General features: G+C 61.7%; 23 protein-coding genes. 14 read left to right on the forward strand and 9 right to left on the reverse strand.

Annotated features, from left to right (window positions below; translation table 11 throughout):
- The first annotated feature begins 97 nt into the window (after window positions 1-97).
- The 7 genes from HGI47_RS18830 to HGI47_RS18860 all read left to right on the forward strand — a co-directional run bounded on the left by HGI47_RS18830 (window position 98) and on the right by HGI47_RS18860 (window position 8,289).
- Entirely contained in the window at window positions 98-1,747 is a 1,650-nt protein-coding gene (locus HGI47_RS18830) for an electron transfer flavoprotein-ubiquinone oxidoreductase (protein ID WP_168854322.1), read from the forward strand.
- A gap of 82 nt (window positions 1,748-1,829) precedes the next feature.
- Window positions 1,830-2,633: a 4-(cytidine 5'-diphospho)-2-C-methyl-D-erythritol kinase gene (locus tag HGI47_RS18835; protein ID WP_168854323.1), complete on the forward strand. Its 804-nt coding sequence runs from the start codon at window positions 1,830-1,832 to the stop codon at window positions 2,631-2,633.
- Window positions 2,630-3,352 carry an N-formylglutamate amidohydrolase gene (locus HGI47_RS18840; RefSeq protein ID WP_168854324.1) on the forward strand — a complete coding sequence of 241 codons (723 nt, stop codon included), beginning with the start codon at window positions 2,630-2,632 and terminating at the stop codon, window positions 3,350-3,352. Before HGI47_RS18835 ends, HGI47_RS18840 begins: the two co-directional genes overlap by 4 nt.
- Before the next feature lie 135 nt (window positions 3,353-3,487).
- Entirely contained in the window at window positions 3,488-5,335 is a 1,848-nt protein-coding gene (gene ilvD, locus HGI47_RS18845; RefSeq protein ID WP_168854325.1) for a dihydroxy-acid dehydratase, read from the forward strand.
- Window positions 5,335-5,694: a hypothetical protein gene (locus HGI47_RS18850; RefSeq protein WP_240950293.1), complete on the forward strand. Its 360-nt coding sequence runs from the start codon at window positions 5,335-5,337 to the stop codon at window positions 5,692-5,694. The genes ilvD and HGI47_RS18850 overlap by 1 nt, the downstream gene beginning before the upstream one ends.
- Window positions 5,678-7,087, forward strand: a complete 1,410-nt coding sequence (locus HGI47_RS18855; protein WP_168854327.1) for an NAD(P)H-hydrate dehydratase — start codon at window positions 5,678-5,680, stop codon at window positions 7,085-7,087. The genes HGI47_RS18850 and HGI47_RS18855 overlap by 17 nt, the downstream gene beginning before the upstream one ends.
- A complete protein-coding gene (locus HGI47_RS18860) occupies window positions 7,084-8,289 on the forward strand; it encodes a class I SAM-dependent RNA methyltransferase (RefSeq protein WP_168854328.1) in 1,206 nt (401 codons plus the stop codon). The genes HGI47_RS18855 and HGI47_RS18860 overlap by 4 nt, the downstream gene beginning before the upstream one ends.
- A 61-nt stretch (window positions 8,290-8,350) precedes the next feature.
- Here HGI47_RS18860 and HGI47_RS18865 read toward each other — a convergent pair whose 3' ends face one another.
- The 5 genes from HGI47_RS18865 to HGI47_RS18885 all read right to left on the reverse strand — a co-directional run bounded on the left by HGI47_RS18865 (window position 8,351) and on the right by HGI47_RS18885 (window position 12,266).
- On the reverse strand, window positions 8,351-8,785 hold the full coding sequence (locus tag HGI47_RS18865) for an MAPEG family protein (RefSeq protein WP_168854329.1): 435 nt from the start codon (window positions 8,783-8,785) through the stop codon (window positions 8,351-8,353).
- 30 nt (window positions 8,786-8,815) lie between these two features.
- Window positions 8,816-9,244, reverse strand: a complete 429-nt coding sequence (locus tag HGI47_RS18870; RefSeq protein WP_168854330.1) for an MAPEG family protein — start codon at window positions 9,242-9,244, stop codon at window positions 8,816-8,818.
- A 64-nt stretch (window positions 9,245-9,308) separates the two neighbouring features.
- Window positions 9,309-9,953 carry a class I SAM-dependent methyltransferase gene (locus tag HGI47_RS18875; RefSeq protein ID WP_168854331.1) on the reverse strand — a complete coding sequence of 215 codons (645 nt, stop codon included), beginning with the start codon at window positions 9,951-9,953 and terminating at the stop codon, window positions 9,309-9,311.
- A gap of 1 nt (window position 9,954) precedes the next feature.
- On the reverse strand, window positions 9,955-11,172 hold the full coding sequence (locus tag HGI47_RS18880) for a DUF3419 family protein (protein ID WP_168854332.1): 1,218 nt from the start codon (window positions 11,170-11,172) through the stop codon (window positions 9,955-9,957).
- Between the two features lie 104 nt (window positions 11,173-11,276).
- Entirely contained in the window at window positions 11,277-12,266 is a 990-nt protein-coding gene (locus HGI47_RS18885; RefSeq protein WP_168854333.1) for a pyridoxal-phosphate dependent enzyme, read from the reverse strand.
- Between the two features lie 78 nt (window positions 12,267-12,344).
- Between HGI47_RS18885 and HGI47_RS18890 the strand changes: the two genes are divergently transcribed.
- The 5 genes from HGI47_RS18890 (at window position 12,345) to HGI47_RS18910 (ending at window position 17,801) form a co-directional block, all read left to right on the forward strand.
- A complete protein-coding gene (locus tag HGI47_RS18890) occupies window positions 12,345-13,550 on the forward strand; it encodes a saccharopine dehydrogenase family protein (protein ID WP_168854334.1) in 1,206 nt (401 codons plus the stop codon).
- 4 nt (window positions 13,551-13,554) lie between these two features.
- Complete coding sequence (locus HGI47_RS18895) at window positions 13,555-13,899, forward strand: hypothetical protein (RefSeq protein WP_168854335.1); 345 nt, start codon at window positions 13,555-13,557, stop codon at window positions 13,897-13,899.
- A gap of 39 nt (window positions 13,900-13,938) precedes the next feature.
- Window positions 13,939-15,138: a carboxynorspermidine decarboxylase gene (locus HGI47_RS18900; protein WP_168854336.1), complete on the forward strand. Its 1,200-nt coding sequence runs from the start codon at window positions 13,939-13,941 to the stop codon at window positions 15,136-15,138.
- A gap of 41 nt (window positions 15,139-15,179) precedes the next feature.
- Window positions 15,180-16,406: a serine hydrolase gene (locus HGI47_RS18905; protein WP_168854337.1), complete on the forward strand. Its 1,227-nt coding sequence runs from the start codon at window positions 15,180-15,182 to the stop codon at window positions 16,404-16,406.
- Between the two features lie 171 nt (window positions 16,407-16,577).
- Entirely contained in the window at window positions 16,578-17,801 is a 1,224-nt protein-coding gene (locus tag HGI47_RS18910; protein WP_168854338.1) for a type III PLP-dependent enzyme, read from the forward strand.
- Between the two features lie 69 nt (window positions 17,802-17,870).
- Here HGI47_RS18910 and HGI47_RS18915 read toward each other — a convergent pair whose 3' ends face one another.
- The 4 genes from HGI47_RS18915 to murI all read right to left on the reverse strand — a co-directional run bounded on the left by HGI47_RS18915 (window position 17,871) and on the right by murI (window position 21,820).
- The gene (locus HGI47_RS18915) at window positions 17,871-18,551 is read right to left on the reverse strand and encodes a nitroreductase (RefSeq protein WP_206066294.1); all 681 of its coding nucleotides are present in this window, start codon (window positions 18,549-18,551) and stop codon (window positions 17,871-17,873) included.
- Between the two features lie 117 nt (window positions 18,552-18,668).
- A complete protein-coding gene (gene hemA, locus HGI47_RS18920; protein WP_168854339.1) occupies window positions 18,669-19,889 on the reverse strand; it encodes a 5-aminolevulinate synthase in 1,221 nt (406 codons plus the stop codon).
- 153 nt (window positions 19,890-20,042) lie between these two features.
- Window positions 20,043-20,963: an MBL fold metallo-hydrolase gene (locus tag HGI47_RS18925; RefSeq protein WP_168854340.1), complete on the reverse strand. Its 921-nt coding sequence runs from the start codon at window positions 20,961-20,963 to the stop codon at window positions 20,043-20,045.
- Window positions 20,964-20,992: 29 nt separating this feature from the next.
- A complete protein-coding gene (gene murI / locus HGI47_RS18930) occupies window positions 20,993-21,820 on the reverse strand; it encodes a glutamate racemase (RefSeq protein ID WP_168854341.1) in 828 nt (275 codons plus the stop codon).
- A 72-nt stretch (window positions 21,821-21,892) separates the two neighbouring features.
- Here murI and plsY point away from each other — a divergent pair, with 72 nt between their 5' ends.
- Window positions 21,893-22,486, forward strand: coding sequence for a glycerol-3-phosphate 1-O-acyltransferase PlsY (gene plsY / locus HGI47_RS18935; RefSeq protein ID WP_168854342.1), 594 nt, complete (start codon window positions 21,893-21,895; stop codon window positions 22,484-22,486).
- Entirely contained in the window at window positions 22,483-23,601 is a 1,119-nt protein-coding gene (gene dprA, locus HGI47_RS18940) for a DNA-processing protein DprA (RefSeq protein WP_168854343.1), read from the forward strand. The genes plsY and dprA overlap by 4 nt, the downstream gene beginning before the upstream one ends.
- Window positions 23,602-23,646: the final 45 nt, after the last annotated feature.

Genomic DNA, 23,646 nt, shown 5'->3' on the forward strand with positions numbered 1-23,646 from the left:
CCAGTCCAATTTGCGGTCTTGACCTTGCCTGTGGCCTCTTTCAAGGCTCAATCGGAAATCAATCACGCAATTAGTCGAAGTCGGGAGTGAGTGAGGCATGAGCGAACGGGAATCGATGCCGTATGATGTCGTCATCGTCGGCGGCGGTCCGGCGGGGCTGGCTGCCTCGATCCGGTTAAAGCAGGTCGATCCCGAAATTTCGGTTTGCGTCCTCGAAAAAGGGTCGGAAATCGGCGCGCATATCCTGTCGGGCGCGGTGGTCGATCCTAAGGCTCTGGACGAACTTCTGCCCGATTGGCGCACCTCGGGTTGCCCGATGGCCGAAGTGCCGGTGACCGACAACTGGCACTGGGTGCTGTCCAAATCCGGCAAGATGAGCGTGCCACACTGGCCCATGCCTCCGTTTATGTCGAACGATGGCAACTACACCGGATCGCTGGGCAATCTGTGCCGCTGGCTAGCCGAACAGGCGATGGAACTGGGCGTCGAGATTTTCCCCGGCTTCCCCGCTGCCGAAGTGCTGTTTGACGAGAACGGCGCGGTCATGGGCGTCGCCACCGGCGACATGGGCGTTGGCCGCGATGGCGAGAAGAAGCCGGACTATCAGCCCGGCATGGAACTTCACGCCAAGTACACCCTCTTTGCCGAAGGCGCGCGCGGGCACCTGACCAAGCGTCTAAAGGCGCACTTCGATCTTGAGCGCGATTGCCAGCCGCAGGTCTATGGCATCGGCATCAAGGAACTGTGGGATATCGACCCTGAAAAGCACGTGCCGGGCCGCGTGATCCACACGCAGGGCTGGCCGCTTTCGGAATCGAACTCGTGGGGTGGCGGGTTTCTTTATCATCAGGCGAACAATCAGGTCGCGCTGGGCTTCGTCACCGCGCTCGATTACGCCAACCCCTACGTCTACCCGTTCGAGGAATTCCAGCGCTGGAAGCAGCACCCGGAAATCCGCGCGATTCTGGAAGGCGGACGCCGTGTGTCCTATGGTGCGCGGGCGATCAACGAAGGTGGCTGGCAGTCCGTGCCGCGCCTGTCGTTCCCCGGCGGTGCATTGATCGGATGTTCGGCAGGCTTCGTCAACGTGCCACGGATCAAGGGCAGCCACACCGCGATGAAAAGCGGGATGCTGGCAGCGGACGCTATCGTGGCGGCGATTGCGGCCGGGCGTGAGAAGGATGACATGGTCGAATACGATACGGCCGTGCGTGAAAGCTGGATCGCCAAGGAACTGAAGAAGGTCCAGAACGCGCAGCCGCTGGTTGCAAAGTTCGGTGGCGAACTGGGCACCGTGCTGGCAGGCGCGGACATGTGGCTGCGCACTATTGGCGGGTTCGGCATCTGGAAGCCGATGAAGCATCACAAGGATGCCGAAGCAACACAACGGGCAGACCTTTACCAACCCATCGCTTATCCCAAGCCCGATGGTGTGATTACGTTTGACCGCCTGACCAGCGTTTCGTTCTCCTACACCAATCACGAGGAAGACCAGCCGTGCCACCTTGTGCTGAAAGACCCAAGCGTGCCAACGCGCATCAACCTGCCGATCTATGCAGGGCCGGAGCAGCGCTATTGCCCGGCAGGCGTCTATGAATACGTCGGTGTTGAAGAGGGCAATCCGCGCCTGCAGATCAACGCGCAGAACTGCGTCCACTGCAAGACCTGCGACATCAAGGACATGACCCAGAACATCGAATGGGTGACGCCCGAAGGCGGCGGCGGCCCGAACTACCCGAATATGTGAGTGTTCCTCCCCGAAACGGGGACGGACGAAAAGGCGAAGCGCTGGGGTTGCCTCAGCGCTTTCGTCGTTTCAGAGAAAGGCGATGACACTGCGCGAAACCGCCTTTGCCAAGATCAATCTTGCGCTGCACGTCCGGCGGCGCAGGGGCGATGGCTACCACGAACTCGAAACGCTGTTTGCTTTCGTCGATACCGGCGACGAACTGGTCGCGCGTTTTGCACCAAGGGATTCGCTGCGGGTGACTGGCGAATTTGGCGGCGCGCTGGACGACCCATTCGGCAACGTCGTCGCAAAGGCGCTGAATGCCCTGCCGCATGGTGCGGGCTGGGATCTCACGCTGGAAAAGAACTTGCCGGTGGCGGCGGGGCTTGGCGGGGGGTCGGCTGATGCGGGGGCGGTGTTCCGCATGGTTCGGCACGCGCACGGATTGCCGGACGACTGGCAATCACGCGCCGCAAAGCTTGGTGCCGATGTCCCGGCGTGCGTCGAAAGTGTGGCCTGCATCGGCCGCGGGACCGGCACGGAACTGGAACCGATAGCCAACGATCTGGCCGGACTTCCTGTGCTTCTGGTCAATCCCCGCATACCCTTGGCAACCGGGCCAGTGTTCAAGGCGTGGGACAGCGTGGATCGCGGCCCGCTGGAAGGCAACGATCTTCGCACGATGGCGCTGAACGGGCGTAACGACCTCGAAGGGCCGGCGCTTTCGCTCGTGCCGGAAATCAGAGACGTGCTGCAGGTGCTACAGCAAACCGGAGCATGGTTGACGCGCATGTCAGGTTCGGGTGCGACGTGCTTTGCGCTCTACGATACGACGCAAGTGCGCGATGCGGCGCGGACGGCAATGCCTCCCGCCTGGTGGACCTTGGCGGGGAAGTTGCGATGAGCGAGGCTTATGCAATCATTGGCGCACCGCGCTTTGGCGGCATTCTGGTCGTGTCCGACCACGCATCAAACAGGGTGCCGGACGACATTGATCTTGGGATTGATGCTGCCCTGCTGAACCAGCATGTGGCCATCGATATTGGTGTTGCCGAAGTGGGCGCGTTGATGGCTCAGCAGGCGGGCATCGCGGCGTTTCAGGGCGGTATCAGCCGTCTTGTATGCGATTTCAACCGCGACGAAAATCTGCCCACCGTCGTCCCGATTGCCAGCGACGGGCACGCCATTCCCGGCAATGCTCTCGATCACGCGGGGCACCAAGCACGTCTGGCGCGGTTTTTCCGGCCTTACCACGAAGCGCTGGCAGCATTGCTGGCTGAAACCCCGCAGGCGCTGATTCTTTCACTGCACAGCTTTACGCCGCAGCTTGCTTCCAGCAGCGAAAAGCGCCCGTGGCATGTGGGTGTGCTATACAATGAGGATGATCGGGCAGCGCGCATCGCGATCCCTCTGCTGGAGGCAGAAGGCCTGTGCGTGGGGAATCAGCAGCCCTATTCGGGCAAGCTGCTCAACGCCACGATGAACCGCCATGCCGAGGCGGACGGGCGGCCTTATCTGGGCATTGAAGTTCGTCAGGATTTGATTGGCGATGCGGCGGGACAGGCCGAGTGGGCGGCACGCCTTGCTAAGATTGCCAATGTGGTTGCTGTGGAAATCAGCTAGGATTTCTGCGCCTTTCCGGGCTGACGCGATACTGGCATAGTTGTAATTAATACCTTCGACATGCGCGGTTCGGGTGGGCTAGGGACCGTTGCCAAGTCGCAAGTAAAAACTGATTCCCTGTCCGGAGTTTCCGCAATGCCCCCGTATCGTTCCCGCACCACCACTCATGGCCGCAACATGGCTGGCGCGCGCGGATTGTGGCGTGCAACGGGGATGACCGACGCCGATTTCGGCAAGCCGATCATCGCGGTTGTGAACTCGTTCACGCAGTTCGTGCCGGGTCACGTCCATCTCAAGGATCTCGGCCAGATGGTCGCGCGCGAGATTGAGGCTGCGGGCGGTGTTGCCAAGGAATTCAACACTATCGCGGTGGATGACGGCATCGCGATGGGCCACGATGGGATGCTCTATTCGCTGCCCAGCCGCGATCTGATCGCCGATAGCGTGGAATACATGGTCAATGCCCACTGCGCCGATGCGATGGTGTGCATTTCCAACTGCGACAAGATCACACCCGGTATGTTGATGGCCGCGATGCGGATCAACATTCCCGTGGTGTTCGTCTCCGGCGGGCCGATGGAGGCGGGCAAGGTCGTGCTGAAGGGCAAGGAGCACGCGCTCGATCTGGTCGATGCAATGGTCGCTGCGGCTGACGATACGTTGACCGATGAAGAAGTGAACGCGATTGAACGTTCGGCGTGCCCTACTTGCGGATCGTGTTCGGGCATGTTCACGGCAAATTCGATGAACTGCCTGACAGAGGCTTTGGGTCTTTCGCTGCCCGGCAACGGGTCCACGCTCGCGACCCATGCTGATCGTCAGCGCCTGTTCCTCGAAGCGGGCCGCCTCGCTGTCGATTTGTGCAAGCGCTACTACGAAGAGGACGACGCCAGCGTCCTGCCGCGTTCCATCGCCACGTTCGATGCTTTTGAGAACGCGATGTGCCTCGATATCGCGATGGGCGGTTCAACCAACACGGTGCTGCATCTTCTTGCTGCCGCGCACGAAGCGGGCGTGAATTTCACCATGACCGATATTGACCGGTTGAGCCGCCGCGTGCCCTGCCTGTCGAAAGTCGCGCCCGCAAAGGCCGACGTGCACATGGAAGATGTTCACCGCGCGGGCGGCATTTATGCCATCCTTGGCGAACTCGATCGCGCCGGGTTGATTCACACGCATCTGCCGACTGTCCACAGCCGCACGCTGGCCGAAGCGCTGGATCGCTGGGACGTGAAGCGGACCAATTCCGCCAGCGTGCAGGATTTCTTCCGGGCTGCTCCGGGCGGCGTACCCACGCAGGTCGCTTTCAGCCAGAGCCGCCGCTGGGATGAACTCGATCTCGACCGTGAGAACGGCGTGATCCGTTCAGCTGATCACGCCTTCAGCAAGGATGGCGGGCTTGCCGTGCTGTTCGGCAATATCGCCCGCGATGGCTGTATCGTTAAGACGGCTGGCGTGGACGAGAAGATCCTGAAGTTCACCGGCCCGGCCAAGGTCTTCGAAAGCCAGGACGCTGCCGTCACCGCGATCCTCACCGGGCAGATCGTTGAAGGCGATGTGGTCGTGATCCGTTACGAAGGGCCGAAGGGCGGGCCGGGGATGCAGGAAATGCTCTATCCTACCAGCTATCTGAAGTCGAAGGGCCTTGGTGCCGCCTGCGCGCTTCTTACCGATGGCCGCTTTTCCGGCGGCACGTCTGGCTTGTCCATCGGCCACGCTTCGCCCGAAGCGGCGCAGGGTGGTGAGATCGGGCTGGTCGAGAATGGCGATGTGATCGAGATCGATATTCCCAACCGCACGATCAACCTTGCCGTGTCGGACGAAATTCTCGCTGAACGCCGCGCGGCGCAGGAAGCCAAGGGATGGAAGCCTGCCCAGCCGCGTCCGCGTCAGGTTTCCGGCGCGCTCAAGGCCTATGCTGCGATGACGACCAGCGCGGCACGCGGCGCAGTGCGCGATCTCTCGCAGATCGGAGTAGAATGATGCGTGGGCGGTTTTTCCTGATGCTGGGGGCTTGTGCGGTGCTTTCCGCGTGCTCGCAGGCAGAGGAAAAACCGCAAGGGCGCGTGATCGATTGCGCGCTGGCAGGCGCTGCAAAGTTTACGCCCGATTGCTTCGTGCAGGATTCACGCAGCGGTGATCAGCACTTGCTGACCGTGCGCCATAAGGACGGCGCATTCCGGCGGTTCCAGATGGTAGACGATGGTCGCGGCGTCATCGCGGCCGATGGCGCGGATGAAGCCAGTGCCAAGTGGACTGCCGAGGGCGTGCTGGAAGTAACCGTTGCGGGTGACCGCTATCGCTTCCCCGCGCGGATGAAAGACGATGCCCCGCAGTCGTGACGGCATTCTGAATCAAGTTCTGACCGTAGCGCAGATGCGCGCGGCGGAAGACGCCCTGATTGTAGAGGGCGCCAGTGTCGATGAACTCATGCAGCGGGCCGGACAGGGCGCGGGCGAATGGGTGCGGCGCATTGCAACAGGCGGTCCGGTTACAGTGCTGTGCGGCCCCGGCAACAACGGCGGCGATGGCTGGGTCATTGCCGAATATCTGCGCGAACACGGCAACCCTGTCAGTGTGATCGCCGCGCGAGAGCCTGCAACCGAGGCCGCGCGCCGTGCGCAGGCGCTATACTGCGGCGAGACGTTGCCGATGGATGCTGACATTTCGGGCACGGTATTCGTCGATTGCCTGTTCGGCAGTGGCTTGACCCGACCTCTGCCGACCGATCTGGCGGCGCTGCTCATGCGCCTTGTCATGCACCACCGCCATGCGATTGCCATCGATGTCCCCAGCGGCTTGGATAGCGATACCGGGCAGCCGCTCAATGCCGGGCTTCCGGGTTATGGCATGACGATTGCTCTGGGCGCCTGGAAGCACGCCCATTTCGCCATGCCCGCCGCTACGGCGATGGGCACGCTGCGACTGGTAGATATTGGTATTGCCTCAATCCCCCGCTCCGCCCGTGCGCTTGCAAAACCCCGCGTCGCTGCGCCAGCGGCAGACTCGCACAAGTACCGGCGCGGGATGCTTGGCATTGTCGCCGGTGAGATGCCGGGGGCGAGCCTGCTTGCAGCGCAGGCCGCTCTGCGCGCTGGCGCGGGGTATGTGAAGCTGGCGGCGCAATCGCCGCCGCAGGGCGTCCCACCCGAACTGGTGACAACGGACAGCGACCAAACCCTGCTGGATGACGCCCGCGTTGTTGCGCTTCTCATCGGGCCGGGCCTCGGTCGATCAGACGGCGCATCGCGCCAACTCGCTGCAGCGCTGCACGCCGCGCGGCCTTGCGTGATCGATGCCGATGCACTGATCCTTCTGCGGCCAGAAATGCTGGGCACAGCACCTTGCGTGCTGACGCCACACGAGGGGGAAATGGCGGAGCTGGAGCGCACCTTCGGCCTTGCGGGCGATGGTCTGCGGCGTGACCACGCGCTGGCTTTGGCAGAGAAATCCGGCGCGGTCATCGTGCTCAAAGGCCCCGATAGCCTTATTGCCGGGCCATCCGGCGAACTTATACTCGCCCCCCGCGCATCGTCATGGCTTTCGGTGGCGGGCACGGGCGACGTTCTGGCAGGAACCATCGCCAGCAGGCTGGCAACGCATGGGCAAGCCTTGCGCGCGGCCGAGGAAGGCCTATGGCTCCACGCCGAAGCAGCACGGCGCTGCGGCGCGGCTTTCACCGCCGGGGAACTGGCGCTCGGCATCCAGGCCGCCTTGAGGGATTGTATTGAATGAGCGTTTCCGGCCTGATCGTGCGCGTTGCCGCCAAGGGGGAAGGGGCAACAGCGGACGGCAGGTATGCAACGCTTGCTGCGCCCGGCGATGTGCTTCAAGCGGATGGATCAGTGGTTCGTGGTCCCAACCATGTCGATCCGCCATGCCGCCACTTTCCGGCCTGCGGTGGCTGCCAATTGCAGCATCTTTCGGAAGCTGCCTTGTCCGAATATGTCCATGATCGCGTGGTCGGTGCGGCAAAGGGGCAAGGTATCGATGATGTGGCTGCATCACCAGCGCACCTTTCGCCTGCGCGTTCACGTCGCCGTGCCACGATGCACGCGCAAGCCATAGGCAAGCGCGTGGTGATCGGCTTTCGCGAGCAGGGTTCGCACAAGATCGTCGATATGCGCGAATGCCACGTTCTATCACCCGAACTTTTCGCGCTGGTCGCGCCTTTACGCACTGTTCTTGAGAACTGGAACGACCGCAAGCTGGCCGTGGATATCGAACTTGCCCTTGCCGATCAGGGCGTATCGGTCGGCCTCAAAGGGCTGACGGCAGAAGGACTGGCAAAGACCGAAGCGTTGCTGGATTTTGCCCGCGACAACGCGCTGGCGCGCCTGACGCTCGACAACGGGTATGGTCCCGAAGGCACGTGGGAGCCGGAACCGGTAACGATCACGCTTGGCGGAACGGCCGTTTCCTTGCCGCCGGGGGCGTTCTTGCAAGCCACCGCCGATGGTGAGGCCGCGCTTGTGAACGCGGCGCGCGAATGGCTGGCAGGGGCAACGACCGTTGCAGACCTGTTCGCAGGCCTCGGCACATTCGCCTTCGCGCTGGCCGGGCCGAAAACCAAGGTTCTGGCTGTGGAAGCAGCGCGCGACGCTTTTCTCGCCTGCCAAAACGCGGCGAGGATGCAAGGCCGCCCGGTTCACACGCTGCACCGTGACCTGTTCCGAAATCCCCTGCGGGTCGAGGAGCTTGACCGCTTTGCCGCCGTCCTGCTCGATCCGCCGCGCGCCGGGGCGCAGGAACAGGTTGATCAGATTGCTGCGAGCAAGGTTGCGCGGGTTGTCTACATCAGTTGCAATCCGGCAAGTTGGGCACGCGACGCGGTAAAGCTGGTCATGGGTGGCTATCGCTTGGCCGAATTGCGCCCCGTGGGCCAGTTCCGCTGGTCAACACATGTGGAGCTGGCAAGCCTGTTCGTGCGTGATTGAAAGACGGCAAATGACCGGCGGCAAAACAATCACGCCCCCGCTTGGGCGGGGGCGCACAAGATCAGAACCGAAATACGATCCGCGCTGCATGATAAATCAGCGCCATCAACGTGATGGATGACAGCGAGAACAACACAAAGCGCAGCATTACTTTATTCACCGTTGCCTGTACGATCGAATGGACGATCCGCAGCGCAACATAGACCCACGCTACCGTGGCGCTGATGCCGCCACCTTGCCCTGTCAGGGCGATCACCAGACAGACCGCGTAAAACAGCGTTGGCGCTTCATGCAGGTGATTGTAATTGTGTGCTTTCCACTGGGTCGATGCTGGCAGGATATCATCCAGAGTCTTCGATGGATCACGCGCCAGGCTATCGGGATCGAGCTTGGCGGCATTCATTGCCGGAATGCGCGTGGCATACATCCACACCCACATGACCATTGTCCAGGCCATGAGCGCGACGGCAGGTTGCAGGATTTTCGCAATTTCCATTGGCATTCTCCCACTTGGATTCCGTTCCTGTCAGTGCCCCAGCGTTGCCCCCAATGCCCGCAACGCCAGCGCTGCAAGGCAAAGCGTCGACAGCACGAACATCACGAACCGCACCGGAACCCGGTTCACCGTTGCCTGCCAGATCGAATGGACCACCCGCAGGACCACGTAACCCCATGCCAGCGCCACATCGAGCGCCGTTGGTCCCATGATCGCCAGTATCACGACCGTGGCATAGAACAGCGTCGGCTGCTCCATCAGGTGGGCATAGTTGTGCGCCTTCCAGTTGATCTCATCGGGAAGAACACCTTCCAGATCTTGCCCGCGTCCGCCCGGCTTGGCCTTGCCTAACCCGCCGATTCGCTTGAGCGCTGGTAAGCGCGTTCCGGCCATCCAGAACAGCATGACGATGGACCACAGCACCAGCACAGCGGCAGGTGTCAGGATTTGCGCCTGCATTGTCAGTCTCCCCCTGCAATTGCGGGGGAGACTGCTTGGCGCAAGCTAGATTGTCAAATGCAACTTATCTGCGCAATGTGATGCGACGGAAATAGCCGTAGCGCCCCCGCAATGTGCGCAAAGCCAGATTCCGGTCTGCGGCGATGTGTGAGGCGAGGTCGCTCATATCTTCGCGCGGGAAAACGTGGAACCGTCTAAGCCAGCCATACATCAGCGAACGCAGCGGATTTGGCAGCCCGCCAAAGTCCCCGAAATCAACGACATGCAGCGATCCGCCCGGGGCGACAAGGCCTGCCGCATGGGCTAGCGTTTCCCGCCATTGCGGGATCATCGAAAGCGCATAGGATATGACCACCCGGTCAAAGCTGCCTTGCCCGAACAGCGCCGCAGCATCGAAATCGGTGGCATCGCCACGAGCCAGTTTGCACCCATCACCAAGCCGCTTGCGCGCGACCGAGAGCATCTCGTCCGAGATATCCAGCCCGTGCAGCCGTGCTCCTGGCCAAGTGCAGGCGATACGACCAAGGTTGCGCCCCGTGCCGCAGCCAATTTCCAGCACGGTCATGCCGGGCGCTGCTTCAAGCCCGCTGATCAGACCATCGCGCCCGAACAGGTAGAATTTGCGGGTGGCGTCATAGATGTGCTTCTGGTGGCGGTAAACCGCGTCCATCAGCGCACCGTGGGGCGTGGCCGGGGCAACGCTGGCCATATCAGGCTAACTCGTAAAGATGCACGCCGCCATAGATGGACGAGCGATCCTGAGCGGTGCATTCGGCAGAAAGCGCCGCATCATATCTCCAGAGCGATAGCAGCGCATCGTTGACCCTGCCGGGAAGCAGGCTGGGTTCGGCTGCGGTGCGGAACAGCACGCGCGCGCCGGGGCGGGCGGTGCGCGTGATCTGGTGCCACAGACCGTTCAACTGTTCGTCGGTCATCCAGTCCTGCGCGTCGAGCAGGACATAACGGTCCAGCGTGGCATCGGGCTGCGCGCTCAGATGTTCGGTCAGATTGGCATGGCGCACGTCAACGCGGTTGGCCCGGTCGCGCACGGCCTGCCAATTCGCGGCTTGCAGGTATGGCGGCAGCGGGCAGCGATCACCCCGACCGTAGCTGCGTCCAAATGCCTGCCATGCGAAGTAGTTGTCCTCAACCGGGAAATCGCAGGCCAGTTTGGCAAGGCGACGGCGCAGCACTTCGGCCATCGGTTCGTTCCCGGCCAACGCATCGAATTGGGCGGGCGGAATACCAAGGCCGAACAGCGACGCTGGTTGATCCGTCAGCCAGCGCACGAAGCGCTTGTCGAAAATCGGCGCCATCTCGCGCTCGAACACGCGGCGCTGTTCCTCGACATCGCGCGCGGCCAGCAGGTTGGAAAGATCGATCTTGTAGAGACGGGCGAGGAGGTGGGCCACCCCGATAAAGTTACCAAGCAGCCCACGCTTGTAGATATTGCTGGAAAAGCCGCTAATGCGGCGGCGACCCGAAAGATCGCGGCCTTCCCAGTAGCGGCGCGTCGTTTCGTCAAGTTGCGGCAGTATGTGCGCACGATAGGCGGCGACGTTCGCGGCGCTGTCAGCCTCGGCAAAAAAGCGGCGGAAGTGGGCATGATCTGGCAGGTGCCGTGCCGATGCCAGTTTGAGCTTGTTCAGCGCAATGTGCGCGGTGTTCAGATCGACTGCGGTAATGGCCGCAGGATTGGCTGTCAGATAGGACAGGACATTGCAGCCACCGCTGGCGATGGCGATGATCCGGCTGTCGGGCTGGATTTGCAGCGCTTTCATGTCAACGTCTGGGTCTTCCCAGATTTGCGCGTAGACAAGACCGCGAAAAGCCAGCGCAAAGGCATGATCAAGCATCCGGTTGGCCATGCCCGAACTGCGGCGGACGACCGAACGTGTAATCGGATGGGAACGGGCGCGTTCCAGCATATCAATGATCCCCGAAAGAAGTGTTCGGGGAGTGCGACTAGAACGTGACCATTGCGGCCTTGTGGCAGTTGCGGGCAGATTGTCCGCAAGTTGTAAGATGATGATCAAGCCCCTGAAATGACAGCAGCGAAGGTTGCGGGATCGACATTGCCACCAGACAGGATGATGGCGGTCCGCCCGTCAGCCGCAGCTTTGCCCGCCAGCACTGCGGCAAGTGCCGCTGCCCCACCCGGTTCCACCACCAGCCGCAACTTTGTGAACGCATAGCGCTGCGCCGCGCGCACTTCGCTTTCGCTCACGCTCATCCCTCGCAATCCGCGTGACGTCATGACAGCGAAGTTGATTGGAAACGTGGCAGGCGTTTGCAGTGCATCGCAGGCGGTGGCTGGCGCACCCGGGCCGACCCGTTCGATAGTGCCGGACGCAAGGCTGCGGGTGACATCGTCCCAGCCTTCCGGCTCGACCGGCACAATCTCCGTATCGGGCAGGGCAAGCGCAAGCCCGGATGTCAGCCCGCCGCCGCCGCAGGGCGTAACGACGCGCGTAGGCTGGCCACCTGCAAGCCGCTCCATCTGAGCTGCAAGTTCCACGCCGCTGCTGCCTTGCCCTTCGATCACCCACGGATCGCCATAGGCGTGGACCAGCGTTGCGCCACTTTCGGCAGTAAGCCGCGCGGCCAGCGCGTCGCGGTCCTCACCGCCGGGGCGGTCATAAAGCACGACTCCAGCGCCCAGCGCGCGCGTTGCGTCCAGCTTTACCGCCGGGGCGTCGATGGGCATCACGATCTTTGCAGCGATGCCCAGCCTCCGCGCCGCCCACGCTACGCCTTGCGCATGGTTCCCGCTGGAAACGGCAACGACTCCGCGTGCGCGTTCATCTTCGCTCAGGTCGGTCTGCCGGTGCCACGCGCCGCGAATCTTGAAGGCGCCTACGGGTTGCAGGCTTTCGGCCTTGCACCACACCGTTTCCCCGCCCGGAATTTCGAGCGGCAGCAAAGGCGTTTGCGGCAGCAGAGCGGCGATCTTCTCTGCCGCGCGCAGCACGCCTTCGCGTGTCGGGGCGCGCATATCAATAGAAGGACTTGGGTTTGTCATGCCAGTCCTCTAAAGGCCCTCGCCATGATTGTCCCGCGCATCCTTGGCGTGGGACGCACAAAGGCAATTGGAGTCATCATGACAAAAGTTCTCGTCATCGGCGCAGGCGGCGTCGGCTCGGTCGCGGTTCACAAGATGGCGATGAACGCGGATATCTTTGGCGGCATTGCGCTGGCTAGCCGCACCAAGAGCAAATGCGATGCCATTGCCGCTTCGGTGAAGGATCGCACCGGCGTTACCATCGATACCTATCAGATCGACGCAGACGATGTTGCTGCCACCACCGCGCTGATCAACGAGGTGAAGCCCGTCCTCGTCGTCAATCTCGCGCTGCCCTACCAGGATCTCAACATCATGGACGCCTGCCTCGCTGCTGGCGTCAACTACATGGACACAGCGAACTACGAGCCGATCGACGAGGCAAAGTTCGAATATTCGTGGCAGTGGGCCTATCAGGAGCGCTTCAAGGAGGCCGGCCTGATGGCGTTGCTGGGTTCGGGCTTCGATCCGGGCGTGACCAGCGTCTTTGCCACCTGGCTGAAGAAGCACAAGCTCGACACGATCCGCACGCTCGACATCCTCGATTGCAACGGCGGCGATCACGGCCAGCACTTTGCCACAAACTTCAACCCGGAAATCAACATCCGCGAAGTGACCGCCCCAGCCCGCCATTACCTGAATGGCGAATGGGTCGAAACACCCGCTTTGACTATCCGCCAGCAGTTCGACTTCGAGCAGGTCGGCCCCAAGAACATGTACCTGATGTACCACGAGGAACTCGAAAGCCTCGCGCATCACCTGCCGGAAATCGAACGCATCCGCTTCTGGATGACCTTCGGCGATGCCTACATCACGCACCTCACCGTGCTGCAGAACGTGGGCATGACCCGCATCGACCCGGTGATCTACGAAGGCAAGGAAATCATCCCGCTGCAGTTCCTCAAGGCCGTGCTGCCCGAGCCTGCATCGCTGGGCGCGACGACCAAGGGCAAGACCAACATCGGCGACATCGCCACCGGCCTGAAGGACGGGGTGGAAAAGACTTTCTACATCTACAATATCTGCGACCATGAAGACGCCTATGCCGAAACCGGCAATCAAGCTGTCAGCTACACCACCGGCGTTCCGGCGATGATCGGCGCTGCCATGATGGTGCAGGGCATCTGGTCGGGCGAAGGCGTGTTCAACATGGAACAGTTCGATCCCGATCCCTACATGAACATGCTCAACAAGCACGGGTTGCCGTGGCAGGTGAAGGAACTGGCGGGGCCGTTGGCGTTTTGACAAGATGCGAAAGCTGATCGTCGCAGTGATCATTGGCTCGCTTGGTTATTGGTCTGCGGCGACGATTAAGGCGGGTTACGATCACGACCTCATCTGCGAGCCATTCGGAAAGTACTACAGAGGGTCCACGGTCTTTCGTGGACCGGTCTGCTTGAACTATTTCGAAGATGGCCAGCAGGCTTGCAGTACAAAAAATGACTGTCAGGGAAGGTGCATCGCTCCAGCAGGATCTCCTTTCGGTTCAGTCGCGTCGGGTCGCTGCGAAGCGTACCAGTCTGAGGGCATTTTAAACGGCCAGAACGAGTTGAAGGATGGGCGCGCCAAGGCGATTGACCATTTCGCGCTTTAAAGAGTTCCTAAGTACCAGCATTTGAAAGACAAGTTGGAAATGGAAACCAGAGCTGGCGATCCGGGCGCGTTTGCGCAGTTTGACTTGAACCGGGTGGATAGCCCCGCCTTCGTGGTCGATGCTGCCAAGTTGCGCGCCAATCTGGCTGTGCTTGCCGATGTGCGGGATCGGGCCGGGATCAGGGTTCTTGCGGCCCTCAAGGCGTTCTCGATGTGGAAAGTTGCGCCGATTGTCGGGGAATATCTCGACGGTGTATGCACATCCGGCCTCTGGGAAGCCAAACTCGCCGCCGACCACTACTCTGGCGAGATCGCGACCTACTGCGCGGCTTACAAGGCCGAGGACATGGCCGAGATCCTGCGCCTGTCTGACCACGTGATCTTCAATTCTCCCGGTCAGCACGCGCGCTTTGCCGGCGAGCTTGCCGCTGCGCGCGCGGCGGGCGAGGCTTTCGATATCGGGCTGCGCATCAACCCGCTCCATGCCGAAGGCGAAGTGCCGCGTTACGATCCTTGCGCTCCGCATTCGCGTCTGGGCTTTCCGGTGGATCAACTGACTGCCGAACACCTGGAAGGCGTTTCCGGGCTGCACTTCCACACGCTGTGCGAACAGGACTTCGAGCCGCTTCAGCGCACGTGGGATGCCCTTGAAGCGCGCATCGCGCCTTATTTCGGTCAGCTCAAATGGCTGAACTTCGGCGGTGGCCACCACATTACCCGCGCGGATTACCAGCGCGAGGATTTGATCGCTTTTCTGCGCGATGTGAAGGCACGCACGGGCTGTGAAATCTATCTGGAGCCGGGTGAGGCCGTTGCGCTCGATGCGGGGATTCTGGTCGGCACCGTGCTGGATACGCACTGGAACGGCATGCGGCTTGGTATCACCGATATATCTGCGACCTGCCATATGCCCGATGTGATCGAGGCTCCTTATCGCCCGGCCATGCTGGGTGAATTGCCTATCGATGAATACGAGGATTCGGGCGAGGGCGGTGCGCCGGTGCGTCTGGGCGGGCCGTCATGCCTCGCCGGAGACGTGATTGGCGATTACCGCCTGCCGAACGGTGCAGAACCGGGCACGCGCTTTGCCTTCCTTGATCAGGCGCATTACTCGATGGTCAAGACCACGACCTTCAACGGCGTCCCCTTGCCGTCGATCTGGCTTTGGGACAGCGAAAGCGATGCGCTGGAGAAGGTCCGCACCTTCACTTACGAGGACTTCCGCGACCGCCTTTCCTGAGGCATGTTCCCCGCCAAGGACAACCACGGCGGGAGAATGGCATGACTGGTGAGGTGCTCAATGGCTTGACCAGCGATCCGGTGCACATGGGTTGGATGCAGGGTTCGCCGCCACCGGCAGACAAGCTGCTGCTCGCTTCACGCGCCGATCACATGCGCTTTCCGATGATCCGCTGGTCCTATTCGAACATGCGCCAGTTCGTGCCAACGTGCCGGGTCGGCGCGGGGGCAGGGGCCACGCCTTTTGCGCGGGCGCTGCGCGATGATCTGGCGCAGACCATGTTCGTGCCGCTGGGTGCTGATGAGCCGATATCCTTCAAGGATTCGCTGACGCAGGCCTTTACCGATGGGATCATGGTGCTGCATCGTGGCGAGGTGGTGTTCGAACGCTGGTTCGGCGTGACGACGCCTGAAACGCGGCATATCGCTTTTTCCGTGACCAAGAGCTTTGTTGGAACACTGGCAGAGATGCTGGTGGAGGAAGGCAGGCTCGATCCTGCGGCACCTGTTACCAGCTATCTGCCGGAACTCGGTCCAAGCGGTTTTGGCGATGCCACGGTGCGGCAGGTCATGGACATGACGACGGCACTGGATTTTTCCGAGGACTATGCCGATCCAAATTCCGGCATCGGTGCCTACAGCGCAGCCCTCGCGCTGACTCCGCGCCCGGAGGGCTATGCCGGCCCCACCGACCTTGCCACTTTTCTTCCAACTATTAGCAAGACCGGAGAGCATGGACGGGCGTTCACCTATCGCACGCCCAACACCGAAGTGTTGGCGTGGCTGATCGCGCGGGTTGAGGACAGGCATCTGGCCCACGTGTTGAGCGAACGCTTGTGGCAGCCGCTGGGCATGCTGGGCGATGCGGACCTGGTCGTGGATCAGGCGGGCATGGCCTTTGCCGGAGGCGGCCTGAACTTGCGACTGGAAGACCTTGCCCGCTTTGGTGAGGCGATGCGGCTGGGCGGTGTTAGGGTAATCCCGACAGGTGTGGTAGACCGCGTGCGCATGGGTGGTGATCCGGCACATTTCGACGCCGCACGCTATCCGCAATTGCCGGGCTGGAGCTATGGTAGCCAGTGGTGGCACAGCCACAACAACCGGGACTGCTTCTCGGCGCGGGGCATTCATGGGCAGACCCTGTGGGTCGATCCGGCGGCTGAAATGACAGTTGCACGATTCGCATCGCATCCCACGGCCGCAAACGGCGCAAACGATCCGCTTTCTCTGCCCGCTTGGGCTGCGCTGGCCGATGCGCTAAGTCGCTGAAATAAGGCGATCCATCTGGAAATGTTTCATTTTTCTGACGCGCGTTTGCAGTAGCGTTATTTTCACTTGAGATTCAGGCGCAGGGCCTTATTTACCCCCTCTCGCTGCCCCATGGGGACTTCCAAACCGCAAGGCAGCTTTGTTCAACGTTCCGTTTGGGGGTCCCTTGAGTTGCACATCCATCCTGACGCACTGGCTGTAGTTCGCGCCTCCGCGCCTGAACAACCCGCCATTCTGAACCGTCCGCACGCCGCCGCGCGCGCTGCCCGCTTCTTTGTCGAGAAGTTTCCGGGCAAGTCGCTCTATGCGGTCAAGGCAAATCCGTCGGCAGACCTGATCCGCATCCTGTGGGATTCGGGTGTCACGCATTATGACGTAGCTTCCATCGTCGAAGTGCGTCTTGTGCGCGAAACATTGCCCGAGGCGACGCTTTGCTTCATGCACCCGGTGAAAGCACCGTCTGCGATCCGCGAAGCCTATCACACGTATGGCGTGCGTGTGTTCAGCCTCGATTCGATCGAGGAACTGGAAAAGATCAAGGCCGCTACCGCCGATGCCGAAGGCAACGTGCCCGAAGATCTAACGCTGTGCGTGCGCCTGCGTGTCTCGTCGGAATATTCGGAACTCAGCCTCGCGTCGAAGTTTGGCTGTGATCTCACCAATGCGGCGGAACTGTTGCAGGCAACCCGTCAGGTCGCGGATTCGCTGGGCGTATGCTTCCATGTCGGCAGCCAGTCGATGAGCCCGCACGCCTATGTGCAGGCGCTTGAACGCGTCCGCGCCGCCATTGTCGATGCGTCGGTCCTCGTTGACATCATTGACGTGGGCGGTGGCTTCCCGTCGATCTATCCGGGCATGGAACCGCCCCCGCTCGAAGACTACTTCGGCGTGATCGACCGCACCTATGAATCGCTGCCGGTCTCGTACTCGGCCGAACTGTGGTGCGAACCGGGCCGAGCACTGTGCGCGGAATACAATTCGATGATCGTTCGGGTCGAACGTCGTCGTGGCAGCGAACTGTACATCAACGACGGTGCCTATGGCGCGCTGTTCGATGCGGCTCACGTTGGCTGGCGCTTCCCCGTGCGTGTTCTGCGCGATGAAGTGGCCAACGACGTTGAAACCGAGATCGAACTGGAGCCGTTCAGCTTCTACGGCCCGACCTGCGACGATATGGACCATATGGAAGGTCCGTTCGAACTGCCGGTGGACGTGAAGGAGGGCGATTACATCGAGATCGGGATGCTCGGTGCCTATGGCGCAGCGATGAAGACCGCATTCAACGGCTTTGGCGCAACCGAAGTGTTCGAAGTTTCGGATGAACCGATGGCTAGCCAGTACCGTGGTGACCGCCGCGATCCGCGTGTGTCGGACAATGTGGTGTCGCTGCGCTGATTTCAGGCGCAGGCCGCTCAAAGAAACAGGAAAGGCCCTGCCGAAATGTGGGGCCATTCCCAACTGTCATCAGAAGCCCACAAACCGCGCCGCTTCGTCCACGCTCTTGCGATGGCTGACGACCGCATTTGCGGGGAAATCGGGGTCGGGCCAACCCATCGCTACCGCTTTCATGATCACCTGATCGTCAGGAACACCCGCGTGTTCACGGACGACAGGTGACTGCATGATGCCTTGTGAATTGATCACGCAGCCAAGGCCGCGTGACCATGCAGCATTGACCAGCGCCGTGGTGACGGCTCCACAATCGAACGCGGTGTCATCACTGCCCGATAGTTCGCGATCATAGGCGACGATCACGCACACCGGTGCGTCGAACTGCCGGAAGCCGCGCAGCACCCAGTCCCGTCGTGCTGGTGCATCATCGCGGGCGATGCCCATCGCGGCGAAAAGCTGCTTTGCGACGACAACTTGCCGCTCACGGTGAACGCCCGCGAAGGGGTCGCCCCGGCGGAATTCGCGACTGTCGGGTTCGCCCGCGAGGATGCGTTCGGTATTGCCCTTGCGAATGCGATCAAGCGGTTCGCCCGTGATAACGTGAAAATGCCAGGGCTGTGTATTCATCGACGTGGGCGAGCGCATGGCCAGCGCGATGATATCCTCGATCAACGCGCGCGGGACCGGCTTGTCGAGATAGCCACGGATTGAGCGGCGGCCGAGAACAACCTCGTCGTAAGTCAGCCCAGTCATACTCCCTCCCGTCATTAATTGATCAATTAAATCTAGCGGTGGATGAAGGAAAGGCAAGCCCAACGAAAAAGCCCTCCCGGTGATGGGAGGGCTTTTGACGTGGTGTGAGGCAAAATCTCAGGCGGCTTTGGACAGTTCCATTTCCATCCGCTGCCAGATTTCCACCAGCGCGCCCGCCAGTTCATCCATCATCTCTTCGGTGTGCGAAGGGCCGGGGGTAAAGCGTAGGCGTTCAGTGCCGCGAGGCACGGTGGGGAAGTTAATCGGCTGCACGTAGACGCCATATTCGGCCAGCAGAATGTCGCTGATCTTCTTGGCGCGTACCGGATCGCCCACCATCAGCGGCACGATATGGGTGGTAGACGGCATGACCGGCAGACCAGAGTCGGCAAAAGCCTTCTTCAGATAAGCTGCGGCGGCCTGCTGGCCTTCACGTTCGGCGCTCGATGCCTTGAGATGGCGGACCGAGGCAAGCACCCCTGCCACCAGCACCGGTGAAAGCGACGTGGTGAAGATAAAGCCGGGGGCATAGGAGCGGATCACGTCGATGATCTTGCGATCAGCCGCGATATAGCCGCCCATCACGCCAAACGCCTTGCCCAGCGTGCCTTCGATGATGTCGATGCGGTGGGCCGCTTCATCACGGTCGGTGATGCCACCGCCGCGTGGGCCATACATGCCAACGGCGTGAACCTCGTCGATGTAGGTCAGCGCGTTGTATTTTTCGGCAAGGTCGCAGATCGTGTGGATCGGGGCGACATCGCCGTCCATCGAATAGACGGATTCGAATGCGATCAGCTTGGGCAGGGCCGGGTCGGTTTCGGCCAGAAGCTGTTCAAGATGTTCGACGTCGTTATGCCGCCATACCTTCTTTTCCGCGCCCGAATTGCGGATGCCCGCGATCATTGAGGCGTGGTTCAACTCGTCGGAAAAGATCACGCAACCGGGCAGGATCTTGGCCAGCGTGGAAAGCGTGGCGTCGTTCGAGACATAGCCCGATGTGAACAGCAGCGCGCCTTCCTTGCCGTGAAGGTCGGCCAGCTCGGCTTCAAGTTCGATGTGATAATGCGTGTTGCCGCCGATGTTGCGCGTGCCGCCGGAACCCGCGCCAACATTGTGCAGCGCTTCTTCCATCGCGGCGATCACCTTGGGGTGCTGGCCCATCGCAAGGTAATCGTTCGAACACCATACGGTGATCGGCTTGGGACCATTGTGCCCGGCAAAGCAGCGCGCGTTGGGGTAGGCCCCCTTGTTGCGCAGGATATCAATGAAAACGCGGTAGCGGCCTTCGGAGTGCAGACGCTCGATCGCAGAATCAAAAACCTGATCGTAATTCACCCCGCCGCTCCTTCCTGCAACAGGGACACCAACTTGTTTCATTGGTCCGTCCCTTGGCCCGATCCCTTTGGGCCACCCGGCGAATGGGCGGCTTCTACGCCTGTTCAAACCGCAATGCCAGCGCGATTTGGGGTAACTGTCCGAAAGGCGGACTTATTTCGTAGGCGATGGCAGGGGGCGCACAGGCGCGCGCGAAATGTGCAGTGCGGCGGCATTGGTAGCCAGCCAATCGGCATCGTGAGATGGCAAAAGAACAAGCGACTTGTTGCGTTCTTTCAGCGCTTTGAGGCCTTTGAGCCACCCAATCACGGCGGGCCGATCCTCTGGCGCAAGAATGTCGGCCACCAGCCTTGAGCGTGGCGTTGCCCGTTCGAAATTGGGAGCGAGCGAGGCGGTATCGCCGGTCAGGATATATTCCCGCCCGTTGGCGAGTTGCACGTAGATCATCTGTGACCCAGGGGTATGGCCCGGCGTCTGGATGATCACCACGCCGGGGGCGACCGCTTCGACCGGCGCAAGTTTGCGTGTTTTGCTGATATGGCTGCCATTTTCGCGCCAGAGAGCGCTTATGCCGCCCAGCATCTTAGGTGTGACAATCGCCTTGTCCACAATGCTGTCGAAGCGCGGATGATCAAGGAACAGGCCCACATGATCGATGTGCGAATGGGTGAACAGGATCAACTCTGCCCGATCCATCCAGCGATCGACCAGCGCCATCGCAGCATTGTTATAGTGGGAAAAACTCATCGCCTTCGCATCGGGTGGCGAAAGGCCGGGATCGACCACGATGCCGCCATTTGGCGTATCTATGTGCCATGCGATCACGCCTGAGGTGATCTGCCGAAGACCCGTTCCCGCAGCGAGCGTAGCCGAAGGGATGCGGCGTGTCGCCAGCGTGACAAAGCGGATGGCCGTCGGTTTTGCGCCAGCCTTCGCATCGGCTGCGGCGCGCAGCGCGGCGATATCGAACGGCCGGGCGGGAATGCCCGATGGTCCGGCATTCACCAGCAACCAATAATAGGCAAATCCGGCCAGAATCAGCAGGACAACGACAGCTTTAGAAAAACGCCCCACCGTTCGCCCCCTGCGGCCTGCATTCAGCATCAAAATGTCGCGATACGGCCAAGGCCATGCGCTTCGAGCGCCGCTTCTAGCCGGTTCACTTCGCTTTCGCCACGGGTGAACAGCGCCAGATCGGGTTCCCGGCGATCCCACGCCTGGCCCTGGGTGAGGAAGGCAATTCTCCGTGCGATGCCGTCCGATCCGTCGATGAACGACACGCCGGGGCCGAATGCGGCGGAAAGTTCTTCCTGAATCAGCGGAAAGTGCGTGCAGGCCAACACCACCGTGTCGATTGCCTCGCCACCGGGTTGTGATCGCAAGGCGGCAGCGGCGCGGGCATAGACTTGGGCGTCCACCGCATCGCCGCGCAACTTTGCCTCGGCAGCAGCGACCAGTTCCGGCGCGCCGTGGCGCAGCAGGCGCTTGTCTGCGGCGAATTCGGCTTCCAACCGGTCGACATAGCTCTGCCGGATGGTAGCCTCGGTGCCGAGCAAACCGATCACGCCAGTTTTGGTCATCGCCGCAGCGGGCTTTATCGCTGGAACGGTGCCCACAATGGGCACTTCCAGCACTTCGCGCACAGATGCCAGCGCGATGGTCGATGCGGTGTTGCACGCAATGCAGACAAGCCGAGGAGCGAGGCGTTCGGTCAACCTACCCAGCAGGCCTGACACACGCGCCGCGATCTGCGCTTCCGTTTTTGCGCCATAGGGCAGGCCTGCATTGTCAGCGACATAGATCACCGGCGCTTGCGGCAAAGCCATGCGGACCTTGCGCAAGACGGACAATCCGCCAACCCCCGAATCGAATAGGAGCAGAGGCGCAGTGCGATCGACAGACGGAATGGACGTAGGGGAAGGGATAGTCATCTGACAGCGCTTGTATCGGGATTGGCGGTAAAATGGGAAGTGGCCTCTTTCGCTTTCCGGGCCGTTGCGGATATGAACGCCTTCGTGGACACGCTTCTTCCCTTGCTCGTCGGCTACCTGCTTGGCTCGGTGCCCTTTGGCCTCATCCTCACCCGTATGACCGGTGGGGGCGATTTGCGCTCCATTGGTTCGGGCAATATCGGCGCAACCAACGTGCTGCGGACGGGCAAGAAGGGTGTCGCTGCGGCAACCCTGCTGCTCGACATGGGTAAGGGGCTGAGCGCCGTTCTGCTCGCCCGCCATATCTGGCCGGGGAGCGAGGGGCTGGCCGCGCTGGCCGCCGTTCTGGGGCATTGCTTCCCGCTCTGGCTGAAGTTCAAGGGCGGCAAGGGCGTGGCAACGATGATGGGCGTGTCGCTTGGCCTCGCTTGGCCTATTGGCCTCGTCTACGCCGTTGCCTGGCTTGGCGTTCTGTTCGCAAGCCGGATTTCATCGTTGGGAGGGATGAGCGCTGCGGTTGCGGCTCCTGTTGCGGCGCTGCTTTCAGGTTACACGGCTTACGTCCCGGTTCTGGCCTTGCTGGCGTTGCTGGTGCTGTTCCTTCATCGTGAAAACATCGCCCGCCTTCGCGCCGGGACCGAGCCGAAGGTCGGCAGAAAGAAGTGAACGCCGCACCACCGGCCACGCTTACGCGGGACGAGGCGTTCGCCCGCATCCGCCTGCTGCGCTCACCCAATATCGGGCCGGTAAGTTACAACCAGTTGCTGCGCCGCTTCGGGACTGCGGCAGCGGCAATCGAAGCGCTTCCCGATCTCGCCGCAAGGGGCAGCACGCCCTACCGGCCAGCGGCGGTTGATCGCATCGAGGCCGAAGTCACCGCAGTGCGCAAGGCAGGTGCCCGCTACCTTTTTCACGACGGGCCGGATTATCCTGCGCTGCTGTCCGCGCTGGAGAACCCGCCGCCGATCCTCACGGTGCGCGGCGATCCCGCATTGCTGGGCCGTCCATCGGTATCGGTGGTCGGTGCGCGCAATGCCTCTGCCGCTGCCGTGAAGCTGTCCCGCGATTTCGCAACCGTGCTCGCAGGCCGGGGCTATGCCGTGATTTCAGGGCTTGCACGCGGAATAGATGCAGCGGCGCATCGCGGCGCGCTTGCAGGCATGGCTGATGGCGGGGGCACGGTGGGCGTCATCGCCAGCGGCATCGATATCGCCTATCCGCCGGAAAACGCGGAGTTGCAGGAACAGGTTGCCAATGAAGGCCTGCTGATTGCAGAGATGCCGCCGGGCACAGAGCCGCTGGCTCGGCATTTCCCGCATCGCAATCGCATCATCGCCGGTCTGGCCACTGGCACGCTGGTGGTTGAGGCTGCGCCAAAGTCTGGCTCGCTGATCACCGCCCGCCTTGCTGCCGAAGCAGGGCGAGAGGTTATGGCCATTCCCGGCTCGCCGCTCGACAGCCGCTCGCACGGCTGCAACCAGCTTATCCGCGATGGCGCGGTCCTTGTGCAATCGCCCGATGATGTGATCGAACTGCTCGTCGGCTTCGAGGGGCAGCCGCGCTCTAGCTTTTGTGAAAGCGGCTCGGGTTTCGCCCAGGACGTTGCCGATGAACCGGCTGACATCGCCGGCCTGCTCACACTCGCACCCGTCGCGGTCGATGAACTGATCCGCCAGAGCGGGGCCAGCGCCGGGGCCGTGCAGATGGCGCTGCTCGAAATGGAACTGGCGGGCAGGCTTGTCCGTCACGCTGCCGGCCGCGTCAGCCTCTCGTCTATTTGATGCCACGGCGCTTGACGAATGCCTGCCTCCGTCTCCACCCTCGCG

Origin of the sequence: Novosphingobium sp. ERN07, assembly GCF_012641335.1 — a bacterium.
In the GTDB taxonomy this organism is placed as follows: Bacteria; Pseudomonadota; Alphaproteobacteria; order Sphingomonadales; family Sphingomonadaceae; genus Novosphingobium.